This window comes from Acidovorax sp. SUPP1855, from assembly GCF_030158955.1.
Lineage (GTDB): Bacteria > Pseudomonadota > Gammaproteobacteria > Burkholderiales > Burkholderiaceae_C > Paracidovorax.
The window spans coordinates 46,690-62,469 of sequence record NZ_BQXI01000022.1; the positions used below are offsets into that span (position 1 = coordinate 46,690).

Consider the following 15,780-nt stretch of genomic DNA (forward strand, 5'->3'; position numbering starts at 1 on the left):
GATGTGTCCAGCGTGTCGCGCCCCAAGTGGGGCGCGTGGGTTGAAACCGTGTCGGGCACCTGGAAGGCCAGCCGGCCTGCCAGGTGCACCGCGCGGACGGGTGGATGCCAGCGCGCTGGATCGGCCCGCGCCCCCGCACAGGGTGGCGCTTGAGCGGACACCCGCCTGCAAGCAAGCAAGCAAGCAAGCAAGCAAGCAAGCATAATGCTATATTTTTTATAGCAACACAGGCAATCAATACTAGGGCATGAAGGGGTTTTGACTCAAAAACCGCTCCACACCCAGTCGAACCGCACATCCAGCGGCAACTGGTGGATGCGGTAGGCCGCGGGCAGCGGCTCCAGCGGGCGCAGGCGCACCACGATCGACGGCATGCGCGGCGACAGCGGCGAGACGCGCTCGGCGGGAAGGCGTTCGGCCTCGGCCACCACGCCGACCACCTCGGCGCGGATGCGCCCGCCGTCCATGAATTGCAGGCTGGCCTGGCGCCCCACCTGGGCGTAGCGCGCCTCGTTGGGCAGCACGTAGGCGTGCACCATGGGCGCCCCTCGCCCCTGCAGCACGGCCACGTCGGTGCCGGGCACCACCCACTCGCCGCGGCGAACGAGCTGGCGCACCACGGTGGCGTAGAAGGGCGCGACCACGTCGGGCGACGGCAGCGCCGCGCCGGCGGCCAGCGGCCCCGTGCCCGCGTTCGTGCCCGGCGCCCCAGGGGACGCGAGCGGCATGGGGCTCTGCGCGCGCAGCGCCGCCTGGGCGAGTGCGCGGTCGCGCGCCACCTGCGCGGCGGTCTCGGCCCGTTCGGACCGCGCGCGGTCCACGCCGGCCTGGGCCTGCATCGCCTGCAGGCGCACGCCATCCAGCTCCTGGCGCGTGGCCGCGCCCTGCAGGCGCAAGCCTTCCATGGTGCGCACGCGCTCCTGGTGCAGAGCCGCCTGCCGCAGCGCCAGGCGCTCGGCCTCCTTCAGCCCGGCCAGGCGCGCGGCCTGGCCCTGCGCCACGGCCTGGGCCACGGCCGGATCGGTGGCGGCGGCCAGCGGCGCGGCCAGGGCCGTGGATGCCGGCGCCCCCGCGGCCGTGGGCGGCTCCAGCACCATCACCGGCTGGCCTGCGGGCACGGTCTCGCCCACGGCCACGATGCGCGCCACGCGCCCGGAGGTGTGCACGCCCACGGCCACCTGCTCGGTGACGACGAAGCCGGGCGCCGTCTCCCACCAGTAGGCGATGGCAAAGCGCATCAGCAGATAGGCCGGCGCGGCGAGCACCATGGCCAGCAGCAGGTACCAGCGCCAGCGCGGCACCTGCCGCTTGGCGGCGGCGTAGCGCACCGGCAGGCCGTTGGCCTCTTGCGCCGAACCCGGCGGAATGTCGAACTGGATCTTCACGGGGCGGCCCCTTCAAAATCTTCCCATGCCTGCACGACCACGCCGGCGAACGCCGGCAGGTCGGACAGGGACTGTGCGAGCGCGCGCCAGCGCTGCAGCGCCGCGGCGCGGCCCACGCCATGGCTGCTTTCCTCGCGGGTGAGCGAGTCCTCCATGCTCTGGGCCACCGCCACCCGCAGGCCGGGCACGGCCTGCCGCACCAGCGGGCGCGCCAGTTCGGCCGCGCGTTCGGGCCGGCTCACGTAGACCATGGCCACGACCTCGGTGGCGCCGGCAACCTGCAGGCGCTGCGCGAGGCCGGGCACCTGCAGCTCGCGGTAGTGCGTGGTCAGCGCCAGGGGCCAGGGCGTGGCGGCGCGCACGGCGCGCAGCGTGGCCACGGTGCCGTCCTCCCAGCCGGGCTGGTCGGCGGCGTCGAGCTGGCTGCGCTCCAGGTCGAGGTTGAGCCCGTCGAACGGCAGGTGGCGCAGCGGCGCCAGCAGCGCCAGCAGGGCCTCGCGCCCGGCGGGCAGGACCCAGCTGGGCTCGCCCAGCATCAGCTCCACCGCCATGCCCCGATCGTGCGCGTGCTCCAGCAGGCGCCGCAGGGCGGCTCGGCCTGGTGGGCGGGCCAGGGCGCGCAGCTGCGCGCTGGTGAAGGACAGCAGCACGCGCTGGCTGTCCTGCGGCATGGCATCGAGCCGGGCGGGCCGGTCCAGCAGCGCCTGCCCGCTCCAGGAGAACCACCCCAGGCCCGGCGCACGCGCCTGCGGGGCCGGCTCGCCCCGCGCCGCCGGCGGCAGCGCGGACAGGGCGGTGAGCGCAGGCGCGAGCAGGTCGGGCAGGGGCTCGGCCGCGCCCGGCTGCGGCGGGCAGGGGCTGCCGAGCGCCAGCACGTCGAGCGCGGCCAGCGCCCGGCGCTCCGAGCCGTCGACGACCTGCAGCGAAGCCTGGTAGAGGGCGTAGCGCGCCATCAGCAGGCGCGAGTAGCCGTCGCCGTCGAAGGCATCGAGTCGCAGGCGCGCCACGCGCAGGCCCTCCTGGGCCGCCTGCAGCCGGTTCAAAAAGCCGGGCATCTCGCCGCCGCGCAATTGCCAGTCGGCCAGGGCCTGGTCCAGCACCGAGCGGTATTCGCCCAGGCGCAGTTCCATCAACTGATCGGCCCGGTCGCGCTCGCTCTGCAGCTGGCCCCGGGCCGCGTCGCGCTGCGCGCGCCACTCCAGGGGCATGGAGAAATCCACGCCGACGACGGTGCTGCGGCCCGGCTGGCCGCCGATGTCGCGGCTCACCGATTGCGACAGCGACACGCCGGCCTCCAGGCCCGTGTGCTGCGCGTTCTCCAGCTGCGCGGCGGCGGTGTCGCGCTCTGTGCGGGCCTGGGCAATGGCGGGGTCGTCGCCCGCCTGCGCGAGCAGCGCCTCGCGGTCCATGCAGCGCGCGGGCCAGCCCGGGATGGCGGTGTCCACCCGCGCCACGGGCTGCCCCGCCAGCCGCGCGAGCGTGCGCAGCGCGCTGGACTGCGCGGCGCGCTGGGCATCGTGCGCGGCCTGCACGCCATCGAACAGCGCCGACAGGTCGAGCCGGTCGGCCTCCAGCATCACGCCGGCCTGGCGCCGGTGCAGCAGCTGCGCCTCCACGGGCGCGCGCACGGACAGGAATTCCTGCGCCAGCAGGCGCCGCTGCAGGCTGTGCGCGAACCGCACATAGGCCTGGCGCAAGGCCAGCCGCACGTTCCGCTGCGCCTGGGCCTGCCGCAGCCGGCCCAGCGATTCGGCGCCTTCGGCCTCGCGCACGCCACGCTGCTGGGCCTCGCGGCTGCCCAGCAGCGGCCAGCGCACGCCGACCTGGGCCTGGCCGCGCTGGTAGTCGCGGCTGGTGGTGTCGGTGACGGACTCGCGCACGCCCCCGAGGCTGGCGCCGCCGAACACGCGCGCGCCCTGCCCGGCGCGCGCCGCGCCGGTGCGCTGCGCGGCCACGTCGGCCTCGGCCTGCGCCAGCCGCACGGCCGGGGCCTGCACCTCGGCCCAGCCTTCCAGTTCCGCCAGGGTGGCAGGCGCCTGGGCCAGCACGTCGGCGGCCAATGCGGGCGGTGCCTCCAGCGCCACCACGGGAGGCGCCAGCGGCTGGGTCGGCTCGGCCGCCAGCGCGCCCGCGCCCCACCCCAGCAGGCACAGCACCGCGGCCCATGGCAAAAGACGTTCCCCCAGGCGATGCGGCATATCAGAATTTGGTTTTGCGCAGCACCCACCAGGGGGCCATCGCGGAGTCCAGGTGGGTCTTCAGGAAGACCTCCTGCAGGATCGAGAACGTGCAGTGCACGCGGTTGACGAAGGCGAAGAGCGGAAACAGCGGCAGGAACCGCAGGTAGGCCGCGTCGTGCCGGGGCCGCTCGGACACGGCCACGAGGTACAGCAGGAAATAGAAGAGCAGCGCCGCGAGGTACACCGCGTAGACGAACCCCAGCACCCCCAGCACCGCCCCCACCGGCAGCGTGAACAGCATCACGCCGGTGTACGCCACGATGAGAAAGGGCATGAGCACCTGCATCACCAGCCCGTTCACCACCACGAACAGGAAATTGCGCCAGCCCAGCAGGCGCGGACGCAGGTTCAGGCGGAACTTGCGGATGAAGATGTAGAACATGTCGCCGTCCCAGCGCAGGCGCTGGCGGAAGAACACGCGCCAGGTGTCCGGCGCGTCGGTGTGGCCCACGGCATGCGGGTCGAACACGATGCGCAGGCCCGGATGGCGGCCGAAGTACTGCTTGATGCGCATCGTCATGTCCAGGTCCTCGGCCGTGCCCGCGTCCCAGCCGCCCAGGTTGCGGATGAAGCTGGCGCGGAACACGCCGAACGCCCCCGAGATGTTGTTGACGATGTTGAACTCCGAAAGCCCCGTCTTGCCCGCGCCGATGGACAGCATGTATTCCAGCGCCTGCATGCGCGCGGCCAGCGAGCGGCGGGCATTGCGCACCCGCAGGCTGCCGGCGACGCCCACCACGCCGGGGTCGTCGAAATGCCGCGTGGCATTGCGCACCATGTCGTTGTCGAACGAGGTGTCGCCGTCCAGCGCCATCACGATCTCGCCGCTGGCGATCGACAGCCCGGCGTTCAGCGACGACACGCGGCCGCCGCGCTGCCACTTGGGCAGCACCACCAGCGCGCGCCGGCGGGCGCCGGCCAGCAGTTCGCGCGCGCCGCGCGCCGCACGCAGCGTGGGCTCGTTCTGCACCGCGCCGTCCACCACGGCGATGATCTCGATGAAGCCCGGGTAGATCTGCTGGGCGAGCGACTGGATGGTCTTGCGCACGTCGTCGCCCTCGGAGTAGCAGGTGATGACGCAGGACACGCGCGGATAGCGCTCGCGCTGCAGGTAGGGCCGGTGCTCGCGCAGGCCGTACTTCACAATGCCCGAGCACACGAGCAGGAAGAACGGCGCCTCCAGCAGCACCACGAACGGGAAGAACTTGAGCGCCAGCTCCACCCACGACTGGTGCGTCGCGCTGGAAAACAGCGTGACGAACGCGAACACCACCTGCTCCCACATGCGTTCAGGCCCCGTCGCGCAGCCGCGCCATCAGGTCCGCGGCCTGCTCGCCGGAGCGCAGGCCGCCCGGCACCTCCAGGTGCCGGATGCGCGTGCGCAGCGGCATCGCGGCCGCGCCGCCGCCCGCGCCCTGGAGCGACGCCTGCAGGCGCGCGGCCAGTCCCTCGGGCGAGGAGAACGGCAGGAAGAGCCACAGGCATTCCTCCTGCGTGCGCGTGGTGATGTCCGAGGTGCGCAGCAGCTCGTGCAGGCGCCGCGCGAACTCATCGAGCATCAGGAACACGCGCGAGGCGCCTTCGCGTTCGATCACCTCGGCCGCGTTCTGGAACTCCACCAGCATCAGCGCGAAACGCATCTCGCCATGGCGCGCATGCGTGGCCAGCGCCCAGTCGAGCATGCGGCGGAAATCGGCGGGCGGCACGTAGTGCGCGGAGTCGAGCGCGGCGAACGATTCCTGGATCTGCCCGGCGCGCAGCGCGGCGCGGCCCTGCGGGCTCAGGCGCAGCGACGAGATCTCGCGCACGTCCAGCGTGCTGGGCTCGGCCGTGGTGCGACAATCCAGGCAGCGGGCCACCACCTGGGTCTCCACGAACACGTGGTGGCAGCTGCCGCAGGCGTACTGCGTGAGCGGCCGGTCGTAGTCCACGCCGATGTGCCGCAGCATGGCGTTGCACTTGGGGCACGAGAGCGCGCCATCGGCATGGAAGTCCGCCTCGGGCGCCACGTGGCCGCAGGCGAAGCAATGCAGCGAGGGCGACTTGCGGATGTGGATGCTGGTGCAGTGCGGGCACACGTCCAGGTAGTGGATGTGCGCGCTGCCGCAGGTGCGGCAGTGCCGCGTGCGGTCCACCAGCTCGGCGGGCTCCAGCAGCCGGCGCCGCGTGAGCCCGGCCAGGCACGCATCGGCATCGTCGCCGGGCCGGGCCAGCGCCTCGACCATCGGGTAGCGGTACAGCGCCAGGCTGGCGCGGTCGCATTGCGGCTGCAACTGGGCGCCGTCGCGCAGGCACAGGAAATACAGCACCCGCTCGTCGAAATGCAGGGCCGCGGGATTGAGCGGCAGGCTGCGCCGCACGGCCAGGCACAGCTCGCTGGCGGCCAGGGCGGCGGCATACGGCGCGGCGCCATCGGCCAGCCAGGGCGGGGCCGCATCGCCGGGCGCCACGAACAGGGGGCGGTCCCACCAGACGCTGGAGCGCAATTGGGCCGCCAACGCGGCGGGGGCATCGCCCTCCCAGCCATCCAGGTAGAACCCCAGGGGCTCCACGCCGGAGTCCGCGAAGGCCTCCCATGCACTCCAGGCCCTGGCCCTCGATTCGCCGGCCGCCAACTGCCCGGAAGGCCGCAGCACCACCATCGTTTCCAACGCCACGGCCGGCGTGATTTCAACATTCAAAACAACTATCCATTCGCGTTACGCCATAGAGCATGGCCGGCCGGATTCTAAGAGTGGGCCTTCCCGCACCCGGTAGGACAAGGCCGTCCGCAGGCCAGTGCTGTGCAACCCTTTGCAAGCACCGGCTGGCTGCGAATCCGCCACTCATGCCTATCGAATCGGAGCGGCCCAATCCTCAACAATTCTCAAAAAGGACGGCGATCCAACACCCCGTTTTTAGTGATTGAAATTTGTCACGCACCTGTCAAAAATTACAAAAGGAAACAAACGAAACCAATCCACACCACTCCTGCAACCGAGGTGAAACCATGAAGCTTTCGAACATCAAGATCGCCCACCGCCTGGCGCTGGGATTTTCCCTGCTCATCCTGCTGATGCTCGGCCTGACGGTCATCGGCGTGAACCGGGTGTCCAACATCAACGCCAGCCTGGCCACCATCGGAGACTTCAACAGCGCCAAGCAGCGCTATGCCATCAATTTCCGCGGCAGCGTGCACGACCGCGCCATCGCGCTGCGGGACGTGACCCTGGCCACGCGCCCCGACCAGCTCCAGGCCGAGATCGACCTGATCCAGAAGCTCGCAGGCCACTATGCGCAGTCGGCAGCGCCGCTGGACCAGATGTTCGCATCCACCCCGATCGAGCCCCGCGAGCGGGAGGCTCTGGACCGCATCAAGGAGGTCGAATCACGCGCCCTGCCGCTGACCCGCCAAGTCATCGAGCTGAGCGGCGCCCACCAGCCTGAGAAGGCCATTCAGGTTCTGCAGGAGCAGGCCCGACCCGCCTATGTGGAGTGGCTGGCCAGCATCAACCGGCTGATCGACATCGAGGAGGAAAAGAACAAGGCCGAATCGGCCAATGCGCGGTCCGTCGCCCAGGGTTTTTCCATCCTGATGCTGGTGCTCAGCGGCACGGCGATCGTGGTGGCGGCAGCGACGGCCTGGCTCATCTCCCGCAGCATCGTGCGCCCCATCCAGCGGGCGGTGCAGGCCGCCAGGACCATGGCCACCGGCGACCTGACGCAGGCCGTCGAGGCCCGGCAAACCGACGAGGCCGGCCAGCTGCTGCAGTCGCTGGAAGCGCTGCGCGACAGTTTCCAGAACGTGCTGTACGACGTGCGCCGCACGTCCGAGGCGGTGGCAGCATCCAGCACCGAGATCTCGCAAGGCACCCATGACGTGTCCAGCCGCACCGAGCACCATGCCAGCGCCCTGCAGCAGACCGCGGCGTCCATGGAGCAACTGGGCTCCACGGTGCGCCAGAACGCCGACAACTCCCGCCAGGCCAGCCAGTTCGCCACCCAGTCCAGCGCCGTGGCCATCCAGGGCGGCGAGGTCGTGACCGAGGTGGTCGAGACCATGAAGGGCATCCACGAAAGCTCCCGCAAGATCGCCGACATCATCGGCGTCATCGACAGCATCGCGTTCCAGACCAACATCCTCGCCCTCAATGCCGCGGTGGAGGCGGCGCGCGCGGGCGAGCAGGGCCGGGGCTTCGCCGTGGTCGCCAGCGAGGTGCGCAGCCTGGCCGGCCGCTCGGCCGAAGCCGCGCGAGAGATCAAGCACCTGATCTCCACCAGCGTGCAGCGGGTCGAACAGGGCAGCGTGCTGGTGAACAAGGCCGGGGCCACCATGACGGAGGTGGTGTCGTCCATTCGCCGCGTGACGGACCTCATGCAGGAAATCAGCGCGGCCAGCAACGAGCAGGCGATGGGCGTCGCCCAGGTCGGCCAGGCCGTGTCGCAGATGGACCAGGTCACCCAGCAAAACGGCAGCGTGGTCGTGCAGATGGCGGCGTCCGCCAGCGGCATGAAGGACCGCACCAGCGCCCTGCTGCAGGCCGTGGGAGTGTTCCGGCTGAATCAGGAAAACGCCGAGGCCGGTTCGTCGCCGCAACTGGGCTGGGCCCGCCGGGCCTGAGCGGGGCGCGGCCCCGGCCTCAGGCGGGGACCGCCCTGGTGCCGAAGACGCCCGTGCCGACCCGCACCAGGGTGCTCCCCGCCTGGATCGCGGCCTCCAGGTCGGCGGTCATGCCCAGCGACAGCGTGTCGAACGCCGCGAAGCCCTCGCCACCCTCCCCCCGGATCTGGTCGAAAAGCGCCTTCGCCGCCGCATGGACCGCCAACTGCGCGGCGAAATCGGGGGCCACGTCCGGAATGCTCATCAGGCCCCGCAGCCGCAACCGTGGCAGCCGCGCAACAGCCTGTGCCAGGGCCCGGGCCTCGTTCGGCGGCACGCCCGCCTTGGTCGCGCCGCCGTCCACATTCACTTGGATGCACACGTCCATCGGCGCCAGGCCAGCGGGCCGCTGCTCCGACAGGCGCTGCGCGATCTTTTCGCGGTCCACGGTGTGGACCCAGTCGAAATGCTCGGCCACCTGCCGGGTCTTGTTGCTCTGCACGGGACCGATGCAATGCCACTGCAGCGGCGGCGCCCAGGGCATGGCGCCGCCTTGCAGCGCGGCGATCTTCGCCACGCCTTCCTGGATGTAGTTCTCGCCGAACGCGCGCTGCCCGGCCTCGGCGGCACGGCGCACGGCGTCGTCGCCGAAGGTCTTGGAAACGGCCAGCAGGCGCACGCTGGCGGGGTCGCGCCCGGCTGCGGCGCAGGCCTGCGCGATGCGCCCAAGAACCTGTTGGAGGTTGTTACCAATCGTCGTCATAATGATTCCTCTGAGCGTACCAAACGACCGAGGGACCCCGTGGACATCACCCAACTGCTGGCATTCAGCGTGAAGAACAAGGCTTCTGACCTGCACTTGTCGGCGGGCCTTCCACCCATGATCCGGGTCCACGGCGACGTGCGGCGCATCAACGTCGATGCGCTCGACCACAAGACCGTCCACGCCATGGTCTACGACATCATGAGCGATGCGCAACGCAAGGCCTACGAAGAGTTCCTGGAAGTGGACTTTTCCTTCGAGATCGAGGGCCTGGCGCGCTTTCGCGTCAACGCCTTCAACCAGAACCGCGGCGCGGCCGCCGTGTTCCGGACCATTCCGAGCAAGATCCTCACGCTTGAGCAGCTCAACGCCCCCAAGATCTTCGGCGAACTGGCCTTGAAGCCGCGTGGCCTGGTGCTGGTCACCGGCCCCACGGGCTCGGGCAAGTCCACCACGCTGGCGGCCATGGTCAACTTCCTGAACGAAAGCGAATACGGCCACATCCTCACGGTGGAAGACCCGATCGAGTTCGTGCACGAATCCAAGAAGTGCCTGATCAACCAGCGCGAGGTCGGGCCGATGACGCTGTCGTTCGCTGCCGCCCTCAAGTCGGCACTGCGCGAAGACCCGGACGCCATCCTGGTGGGCGAAATGCGCGACCTGGAAACCATCCGCCTGGCCATGACGGCGGCGGAAACGGGCCACTTGGTGTTCGGCACGCTGCACACCTCCAGCGCCGCCAAGACCATCGACCGGATCATCGACGTGTTCCCCGCCGAGGAAAAGGAAATGGTGCGGGCCATGCTGTCCGAGTCGCTGCAGGCCGTCATTTCGCAGACGCTGTGCAAGACCAAGGACGGCCAGGGCCGCGTCGCGGCGCACGAGATCATGCTGGGCACCAGCGCCATCCGCAACCTGATCCGCGAGGCCAAGGTGGCGCAGATGTACTCCACCATCCAGACGAGCAGCAGCGCCGGCATGCAGACCCTCGACCAGAACCTGACCGATCTGGTCCGGCGCAACGTCATCAGCCCGGCCGAGGCGCGGGGCAAGGCGAAGATCCCCGACAACTTCCCGGGTTGATGCACCCGCATCCCCTTCCGTCCATCCACCCCAGAGATTCGCGGCCTTTTTCAGGCGGCACACCGGAGCATCCCCTATGAAAGGCATCCTCGGCCTGTTGAAGGCCAAGACCCGCGGCGGCAAAGCGGCGGAAGAAGGCGGCGACTCCGTCTTCTTCACTACCGCCTTCGCCGGACAAGGCGTGGACGACGCCATGCTGGTGCCCTGGGAAGCCCGTGCCGTCGAGGTGGGCGCCAGGCGCATGGCCGCCAGCCGCGGCGGCAAGCTGCTGCAGGCGCTGTGGTCCAAGGACAAATACATGGCGCACCTGGACCGGGACGCCGTCGAGCGCATGGAGCGCTTCTTCGAGTTCGCGGCCGTCGCGCCCAACCGCGATGTGATCCGCCAGGACGAGTACGGCAACTTCATGGTGGTGCTGCTCACCGGCACGATCGCCGTCGATCGCGTGCAGCCCTGGGGCGAGCACCTGCGCTTGGCGGAAACCCGTCCCGGCGATATCCTGGGAGAAATGTCGCTGCTGGACAGCGGTATCCGCTTTTCGGCCTGCACCACGCTGACCGACTGCGAGATCGCGGTGCTCAGCGCGGAGGCCATGGACGACATGATGACCAAGGACCCCCAGTTGGCCGCCAGCCTGGTGGCCCTGCTGGCACGCAAGCTCTCGCTGCGCCTTCGCGTCGTGAGCGCCCGCCTGTCCGACAGCCAGAAATGACGCACCGCGCTGCAACCACCCCAGGGAGAGCTGATGGAACGCGATCAGGCCAGTAAATTCATCAACGATCTGCTCAAGCTCATGGTGAGCCGCGGCGGCAGCGACCTGTTCATCACGGCCGAGTTTCCGCCCGCGATCAAGGTGGACGGCAAGGTCACCAAGGTGTCGCCCCAGCCGCTCACACCCGCCCACACGCTGACGCTGGCACGCGCCATCATGAGCGACAAGCAGGTGGCGGACTTCGAGCGCACGAAGGAGTGCAACTTCGCCATCTCGCCTGCCGGCATCGGGCGCTTCCGCGTGAATGCGTTCATCCAGCAAAGCCGCGTCGGCATGGTGCTGCGGACCATTCCGCTCACGCTGCCGACCATCGACGGGCTGGGCGTGCCGCAGGTGCTCAAGGAAGTCACGATGACCAAGCGGGGCCTGTGCATCCTGGTGGGCGCCACGGGCTCGGGCAAATCGACCACGCTGGCGGCGATGGTGGACTGGCGCAACGAGAACTCGTTCGGCCACATCATCACCGTGGAAGACCCGATCGAGTTCGTGCATCCGCACAAGAACTGCGTGGTGACCCAGCGCGAGGTCGGGCTCGATACCGACAGCTGGGAAGCCGCCCTGAAGAACACGCTGCGGCAGGCGCCGGACGTCATCCTGATGGGCGAGATCCGCGACCGCGAAACCATGGAGCATGCGGTCGCCTTCGCCGAAACCGGCCACCTGTGCCTGGCCACGCTGCACGCCAACAGCGCCAACCAGGCGCTGGACCGCATCATCAACTTCTTCCCGGAAGAGCGGCGCGCGCAACTCCTCATGGACCTGTCGCTCAACCTGCGCGGCATGATCTCCCAGCGCCTCATCCCCAAGCAGGATGGCAAGGGCCGGGCCGCCGCGGTCGAGGTGATGCTGAACACCCCTCTGATCGCCGACCTGATCTTCAAGGGCGAAGTCGCCGAGATCAAGGAGATCATGAAGAAGAGCCGGAACCTCGGCATGCAGACCTTCGACCAATCGCTGTTCGACCTGTTCGAGGCCAACGTCATCACCTACGAAGACGCGCTGCGCAATGCCGATTCGCTGAACGACCTGCGCCTGCAGATCAAGCTGGGCAGCCAGCGCGCCAAGACCACAGACCTGGCCTCGGGCACCGAGCACTTCGCCATCGTCTGACGCCAGTCGCCCCACCACCCGCCCTTGCCCGGCGGGTTTTCTTTTTTCTGAAATGGAGCCCTCTCCCATGCCCAGCACGAATCCCCGCAGCTACGATGCCACGCCTTCACGCAAGGTCGCCTTTCTCGGCCTGGGCGTCATGGGCTACCCCATGGCAGGGCACCTCGCCCACGCTGGCCACTCCGTCACCGTGTACAACCGCACCGCCGCCAAATCGGCCGCCTGGTGCGAGGAGTTCGCAGGCAGCGCCGCGCCCCGGCACGCCCCCACGCCGCGCGAAGCGGCCCAGGGGGCGGACATCGTCTTTTGCTGCGTCGGCAACGACGATGATCTGCGTTCCGTCACGCTGGGTGCCGACGGCGCATTCGCCGGCATGCAGCCCGGCGCGGTCTTCGTCGATCACACCACGGCATCGGCCGAGGTCGCTCGCGAGCTGTACGGCGCGGCGCGCACGCTGGGACTGCAGTTCATCGATGCCCCCGTGTCCGGCGGCCAGGCCGGGGCCCAGAACGGCCAGCTGACCGTGATGTGCGGTGGCGACGCCGGCACCTTCGACAGCGTGAAGCCCACGGCACTGGCCTTTTCTCGGGCCTTCACCCGCGTGGGCGACAGCGGTTCGGGCCAGTTGGCCAAGATGGTCAACCAGATCTGCATCGCCGGCATCGTGCAGGGCCTGTCGGAGGCCATCGCCTTCGGCCAGCATGCCGGGCTCGACATGCCACTGGTGCTGGACGTCATCGGCAAAGGGGCCGCACAGAGCTGGCAGATGGACAACCGCGGCAAGACCATGGTGGAGGGCTGCTTCGACTTCGGCTTCGCCGTGGACTGGATGCGCAAGGACCTCGGCCTGGTCCTCGACGAATCCCGCCGCAACGGCGCACGCGTGCCGGTCACGGCGCTGGTGGACCAGTTCTATGCCGATGTGCAGCAGCACGGCGGCGCCCGGTGGGACACCTCCAGCTTGATCACGCGGCTGGGGCGCAAGAAAACGAACGGATAAAAGAACCGATCGCTCAGCCCGGCCGCCCCGGGCCGCGCCTTCGTGGCGGTGGCCAGCGGTCCGGTGTCGGAACCGCTTCTTGACGAACTCGCTGGCAGCCGACGCTCAGCGGACCGGCACGTTGGGCGAAGCGTCCGTGGTGACCGGCGCGGGACGCTGCTGCGCGAAGCCACGCTCCAGTTCCTGCTGCGTGATGATCTCGAACACGCGCACGACCTTGCGCACGCCGTTCACGCCCCGGGCGATGTCGGAGGCCCGGTCCGCCTCGCGCTGCGTCACGCGTCCCATGAGGTACACCGTCTCGCGCTCGGTGACCACCTTGTAGGCGCTCGCGAACAGGTCCTTGGCATCGACGAAGCTCGCGCGCACCTTGCCGGTGATCAGCGTGTCGTTGGAACGCTGCGTGAGGGAACTGGGGGGCATCACGGCCAGGTCGTTGACGACCGAGCGCACGTTCTCCACGGCCAACGCGGTCTGCTCGAGTTTTTCCTTGTCCTGCGCGGTCGGCACTTCGCCCGTCAGCAGCACTTGCCGGTTGTAGCTGGTCACGTTGACATGGACGCGGTCGCCGAAGGTGTCGCGAATGCGGTTGGAGGCACGCAGTTCGATGCCTTCGTCCTCCACCTGCGTGCCCGTCGTGCGCCGGTCCGACGCCATCATGCTGCCCATGACGGCAGCGCCGCCGACCACCAGCGGAGCGCATGCCGAGAGGGCTGCCCCCAAGGCGCCCACGGCCAGCAGGGTGCAAGTCAATCGGGTCAAGCGGATCATCGGGAAGCTCATAGCGGTATCTCCTGTTCACCAAGTAATTGGGCGTCCACGCCGTCGCACAGGCAGTGCAGGACGAGCGAATGCACCTCCCGCACGCGTGCGGCGCGGTCGTGGGGCACGGCGATCAAGACGTCGGTCTCGCGCAGCATGCCGGCCAGCCGGCCGCCGCTGCGGCCGGAGAGGGCGACGACGGTCATGTCTCTTTCATGCGCTGCATCGCATGCGGCCAGCAGCGGCAGGTCATTGCCGGACTCCGACAGTGCCAGCAGGACATCGCCCGCGTGCCCGAGCGCGCGCACCTGGCGCGCCAGCGCTTCGATGTCAGGGCCCTCCAGGCCTGCGGGGGTCCAGATCGCGTCGGGCGCCAGTGCCATGGCGGCCAGTTCCGGCCGCTCCCGCTCGAACCCAGCCACGCACAGTGCCGCAAACTGCTGCGCCTGCGCCGCGGCCGGGCCGCTGCCGCAGGCAAGCACCTTGCCGCCGCTGGTGACGCAGGCGAGGATGGCCTGCACAGCGGAAGCGATGGGATGGCTCAGGGTCTGCGCGGACTGGTATTTGAGGTCGGCGCTGTCGATGAAATGCTGTTGGATGCGTTGCTCTAGCATGAGACAAAGATGATACCCGGGGGGTCGGCGCCGTTTGGGTCAACCATGGACGGCAGGCGTAAAACACTGCATCCTGTTTGACTCCAAACAAGGGCTCGAAGCGTTACTGCGCCTCGAAGGCGCCACGCAGCCACTGCACTGAATCGCCTTCCACCAGGACCGCATCGAATCGACATGGCGGCGGTGCAGGCAGGCGCATCAGGTAGCAGCGGGCGGCGAACACGATCCGCTGCTGCTTGGTCCGGCCGATGCTGGCACCCGCGCCGCCAAACGCGCTGCTTGGCGCGGCTTCGCACTTCCACGAACACCACCGTTCCATCGCGATCCCGCACGATCAGATCGATCTCGCCGCCGCCACGCCCGGGCGTTCGATAATTGCGCTCGACCAGCCGCAGTCCAGCGGCTTGCAGGTGGGCCAACGCGAGGTCTTCGGCAGCATTGCCGACCACGCGCGTGGTGGCCACCGGTTTTTTCCCAAGGAATCCCATTGAGCGCCTCTTTCGCTTCAGCCCTGAACGCCGCACGCGACGCGGCGGCTGCGCAGCATTATCCGCAAGGGGCTCTGTACGTGGTGGCCACGCCCATCGGCAACCTGGCCGACATCACACTGCGGGCGCTGCACGTTCTGCAACTGGCCGACACCATCGCCTGCGAAGACACCCGCCACACCCAGGCGCTGCTGCGTGCCTACGGCATAGAAAAACCCGGCAGCCAATTGCTGGCGGTGCACCAGCACAACGAGGCCGAGGCATCGCATGCGGTGGTGGAGCGTTTGCGCGCGGGGCAGCGGGTGGCCTACGCCAGTGACGCGGGCACCCCGGGCGTCAGCGATCCGGGGGCGCGGATCGTCGCTGCCGTGCATGCAGCAGGGTTGCGCGCCGTGCCACTGCCAGGGGCGAGCAGCGTGACCTCGGCACTCAGCGCAGCAGGCGCCGTGGCCCAGGGGGCCGAAGGTTTTCTTTTTGCCGGATTTCTTCCGACCAAGAGCGGTGAACGGGCAACGGCAGTGCAGCAGCTCGCCACGGAAACCCGCTGTGTGGTGCTGCTGGAGGCCCCGCACCGCATCGCCGAACTGGCACAGGCCCTTGTCATCCTGGGAGAACGGCAGGTCACGCTCGCCAGGGAGCTGACCAAACAGTTCGAAGAAATTGCCACCCAGCCCGCCCATGCCCTGCCCGCCTGGCTGGCCGGCGGACCACAACGCTCGCGGGGCGAGTTCGTGGTGCTGTTGCATCCGGTGCAGGCAGCGCAGGACGATGGCGACAGCCTGCGCGTGCTGAAGTTGTTGATGCAGGAACTCCCGCTCAAAACCGCCGTCCGCCTGGCGGCCGAGATCACAGGGGCATCGCGCAATGCCCTGTACCAATCGGCTTTGGCGCTCAAGCAGGAAGGTGGAGCACAGGCCTAGCGGACCTGGCACATGCCAAGCGATGCAATGCAGCCACTGGCGATGGTGAACGCATCCCCCTGCA

13 protein-coding genes and 1 pseudogene are annotated in these 15,780 nt (G+C 69.2%); 6 read left to right on the forward strand and 8 right to left on the reverse strand.

The window, feature by feature from the left end; genetic code table 11:
- Positions 1 to 263 precede the first annotated feature (263 nt).
- Genes AVMA1855_RS18050 through AVMA1855_RS18065 form a run of 4 tightly spaced genes read right to left on the reverse strand, consistent with a single transcriptional unit; the run spans position 264 to position 6,306 of the window.
- Positions 264 to 1,385 (reverse strand): HlyD family secretion protein, encoded by a 1,122-nt coding sequence (locus AVMA1855_RS18050; RefSeq protein ID WP_284426766.1) that lies wholly within the window; start codon positions 1,383 to 1,385, stop codon positions 264 to 266.
- A complete protein-coding gene (locus AVMA1855_RS18055) occupies positions 1,382 to 3,583 on the reverse strand; it encodes a TolC family protein (RefSeq protein ID WP_284426767.1) in 2,202 nt (733 codons plus the stop codon). Before AVMA1855_RS18055 ends, AVMA1855_RS18050 begins: the two co-directional genes overlap by 4 nt.
- Before the next feature lies 1 nt (position 3,584).
- The gene (locus AVMA1855_RS18060) at positions 3,585 to 4,910 is read right to left on the reverse strand and encodes a glycosyltransferase family 2 protein (RefSeq protein ID WP_284426768.1); all 1,326 of its coding nucleotides are present in this window, start codon (positions 4,908 to 4,910) and stop codon (positions 3,585 to 3,587) included.
- Between the two features lie 4 nt (positions 4,911 to 4,914).
- Positions 4,915 to 6,306 carry a TackOD1 domain-containing metal-binding protein gene (locus AVMA1855_RS18065; RefSeq protein WP_284426769.1) on the reverse strand — a complete coding sequence of 464 codons (1,392 nt, stop codon included), beginning with the start codon at positions 6,304 to 6,306 and terminating at the stop codon, positions 4,915 to 4,917.
- 308 nt (positions 6,307 to 6,614) lie between these two features.
- Between AVMA1855_RS18065 and AVMA1855_RS18070 the strand changes: the two genes are divergently transcribed.
- Entirely contained in the window at positions 6,615 to 8,225 is a 1,611-nt protein-coding gene (locus tag AVMA1855_RS18070; protein ID WP_272566933.1) for a methyl-accepting chemotaxis protein, read from the forward strand.
- A 19-nt stretch (positions 8,226 to 8,244) separates the two neighbouring features.
- Here AVMA1855_RS18070 and AVMA1855_RS18075 read toward each other — a convergent pair whose 3' ends face one another.
- Complete coding sequence (locus tag AVMA1855_RS18075) at positions 8,245 to 8,967, reverse strand: YggS family pyridoxal phosphate-dependent enzyme (RefSeq protein ID WP_284426770.1); 723 nt, start codon at positions 8,965 to 8,967, stop codon at positions 8,245 to 8,247.
- Between the two features lie 39 nt (positions 8,968 to 9,006).
- On the opposite strand from AVMA1855_RS18075, the gene AVMA1855_RS18080 reads away from it, so the two are divergent.
- The 4 genes from AVMA1855_RS18080 to AVMA1855_RS18095 all read left to right on the forward strand — a co-directional run bounded on the left by AVMA1855_RS18080 (position 9,007) and on the right by AVMA1855_RS18095 (position 12,932).
- Positions 9,007 to 10,050, forward strand: a complete 1,044-nt coding sequence (locus AVMA1855_RS18080) for a type IV pilus twitching motility protein PilT (protein ID WP_092744851.1) — start codon at positions 9,007 to 9,009, stop codon at positions 10,048 to 10,050.
- 76 nt (positions 10,051 to 10,126) lie between these two features.
- Entirely contained in the window at positions 10,127 to 10,762 is a 636-nt protein-coding gene (locus AVMA1855_RS18085; RefSeq protein WP_272566930.1) for a cyclic nucleotide-binding domain-containing protein, read from the forward strand.
- A 33-nt stretch (positions 10,763 to 10,795) separates the two neighbouring features.
- Entirely contained in the window at positions 10,796 to 11,932 is a 1,137-nt protein-coding gene (locus tag AVMA1855_RS18090) for a PilT/PilU family type 4a pilus ATPase (protein ID WP_272566929.1), read from the forward strand.
- A gap of 67 nt (positions 11,933 to 11,999) precedes the next feature.
- Positions 12,000 to 12,932, forward strand: a complete 933-nt coding sequence (locus tag AVMA1855_RS18095; RefSeq protein WP_284426771.1) for an NAD(P)-dependent oxidoreductase — start codon at positions 12,000 to 12,002, stop codon at positions 12,930 to 12,932.
- Positions 12,933 to 13,037: 105 nt separating this feature from the next.
- Here the strand turns inward: AVMA1855_RS18095 and AVMA1855_RS18100 are convergent, their stop codons facing one another.
- From AVMA1855_RS18100 to AVMA1855_RS18110, 3 genes and pseudogenes are all read right to left on the reverse strand, one after another.
- A complete protein-coding gene (locus AVMA1855_RS18100) occupies positions 13,038 to 13,715 on the reverse strand; it encodes a BON domain-containing protein (protein ID WP_502870347.1) in 678 nt (225 codons plus the stop codon).
- The gene (locus AVMA1855_RS18105) at positions 13,712 to 14,308 is read right to left on the reverse strand and encodes an SIS domain-containing protein (protein ID WP_284426773.1); all 597 of its coding nucleotides are present in this window, start codon (positions 14,306 to 14,308) and stop codon (positions 13,712 to 13,714) included. The genes AVMA1855_RS18100 and AVMA1855_RS18105 overlap by 4 nt, the downstream gene beginning before the upstream one ends.
- Before the next feature lie 103 nt (positions 14,309 to 14,411).
- A pseudogene (locus AVMA1855_RS18110) lies at positions 14,412 to 14,796 on the reverse strand (YraN family protein).
- On the opposite strand from AVMA1855_RS18110, the gene rsmI reads away from it, so the two are divergent.
- Positions 14,796 to 15,716 (forward strand): 16S rRNA (cytidine(1402)-2'-O)-methyltransferase, encoded by a 921-nt coding sequence (gene rsmI / locus AVMA1855_RS18115; protein WP_284426774.1) that lies wholly within the window; start codon positions 14,796 to 14,798, stop codon positions 15,714 to 15,716. The pseudogene AVMA1855_RS18110 and the gene rsmI sit on opposite strands and share 1 nt — an antisense overlap.
- Positions 15,717 to 15,780: the final 64 nt, after the last annotated feature.

What these genes read in the sequence shown, in the direction of transcription:
- AVMA1855_RS18105 (WP_284426773.1), bottom strand. Translation starts at nt 14,308, where the DNA reads ATGCTAGAGCAACGCATCCAACAGCATTTCATCGACAGCGCCGACCTC.
- AVMA1855_RS18055 (WP_284426767.1), bottom strand. Translation starts at nt 3,583, where the DNA reads ATGCCGCATCGCCTGGGGGAACGTCTTTTGCCATGGGCCGCGGTGCTG.
- AVMA1855_RS18085 (WP_272566930.1), top strand. Translation starts at nt 10,127, where the DNA reads ATGAAAGGCATCCTCGGCCTGTTGAAGGCCAAGACCCGCGGCGGCAAA.
- AVMA1855_RS18090 (WP_272566929.1), top strand. Translation starts at nt 10,796, where the DNA reads ATGGAACGCGATCAGGCCAGTAAATTCATCAACGATCTGCTCAAGCTC.
- AVMA1855_RS18100 (WP_502870347.1), bottom strand. Translation starts at nt 13,715, where the DNA reads ATGAGCTTCCCGATGATCCGCTTGACCCGATTGACTTGCACCCTGCTG.
- AVMA1855_RS18075 (WP_284426770.1), bottom strand. Translation starts at nt 8,967, where the DNA reads ATGACGACGATTGGTAACAACCTCCAACAGGTTCTTGGGCGCATCGCG.
- AVMA1855_RS18095 (WP_284426771.1), top strand. Translation starts at nt 12,000, where the DNA reads ATGCCCAGCACGAATCCCCGCAGCTACGATGCCACGCCTTCACGCAAG.
- AVMA1855_RS18060 (WP_284426768.1), bottom strand. Translation starts at nt 4,910, where the DNA reads ATGTGGGAGCAGGTGGTGTTCGCGTTCGTCACGCTGTTTTCCAGCGCG.
- AVMA1855_RS18070 (WP_272566933.1), top strand. Translation starts at nt 6,615, where the DNA reads ATGAAGCTTTCGAACATCAAGATCGCCCACCGCCTGGCGCTGGGATTT.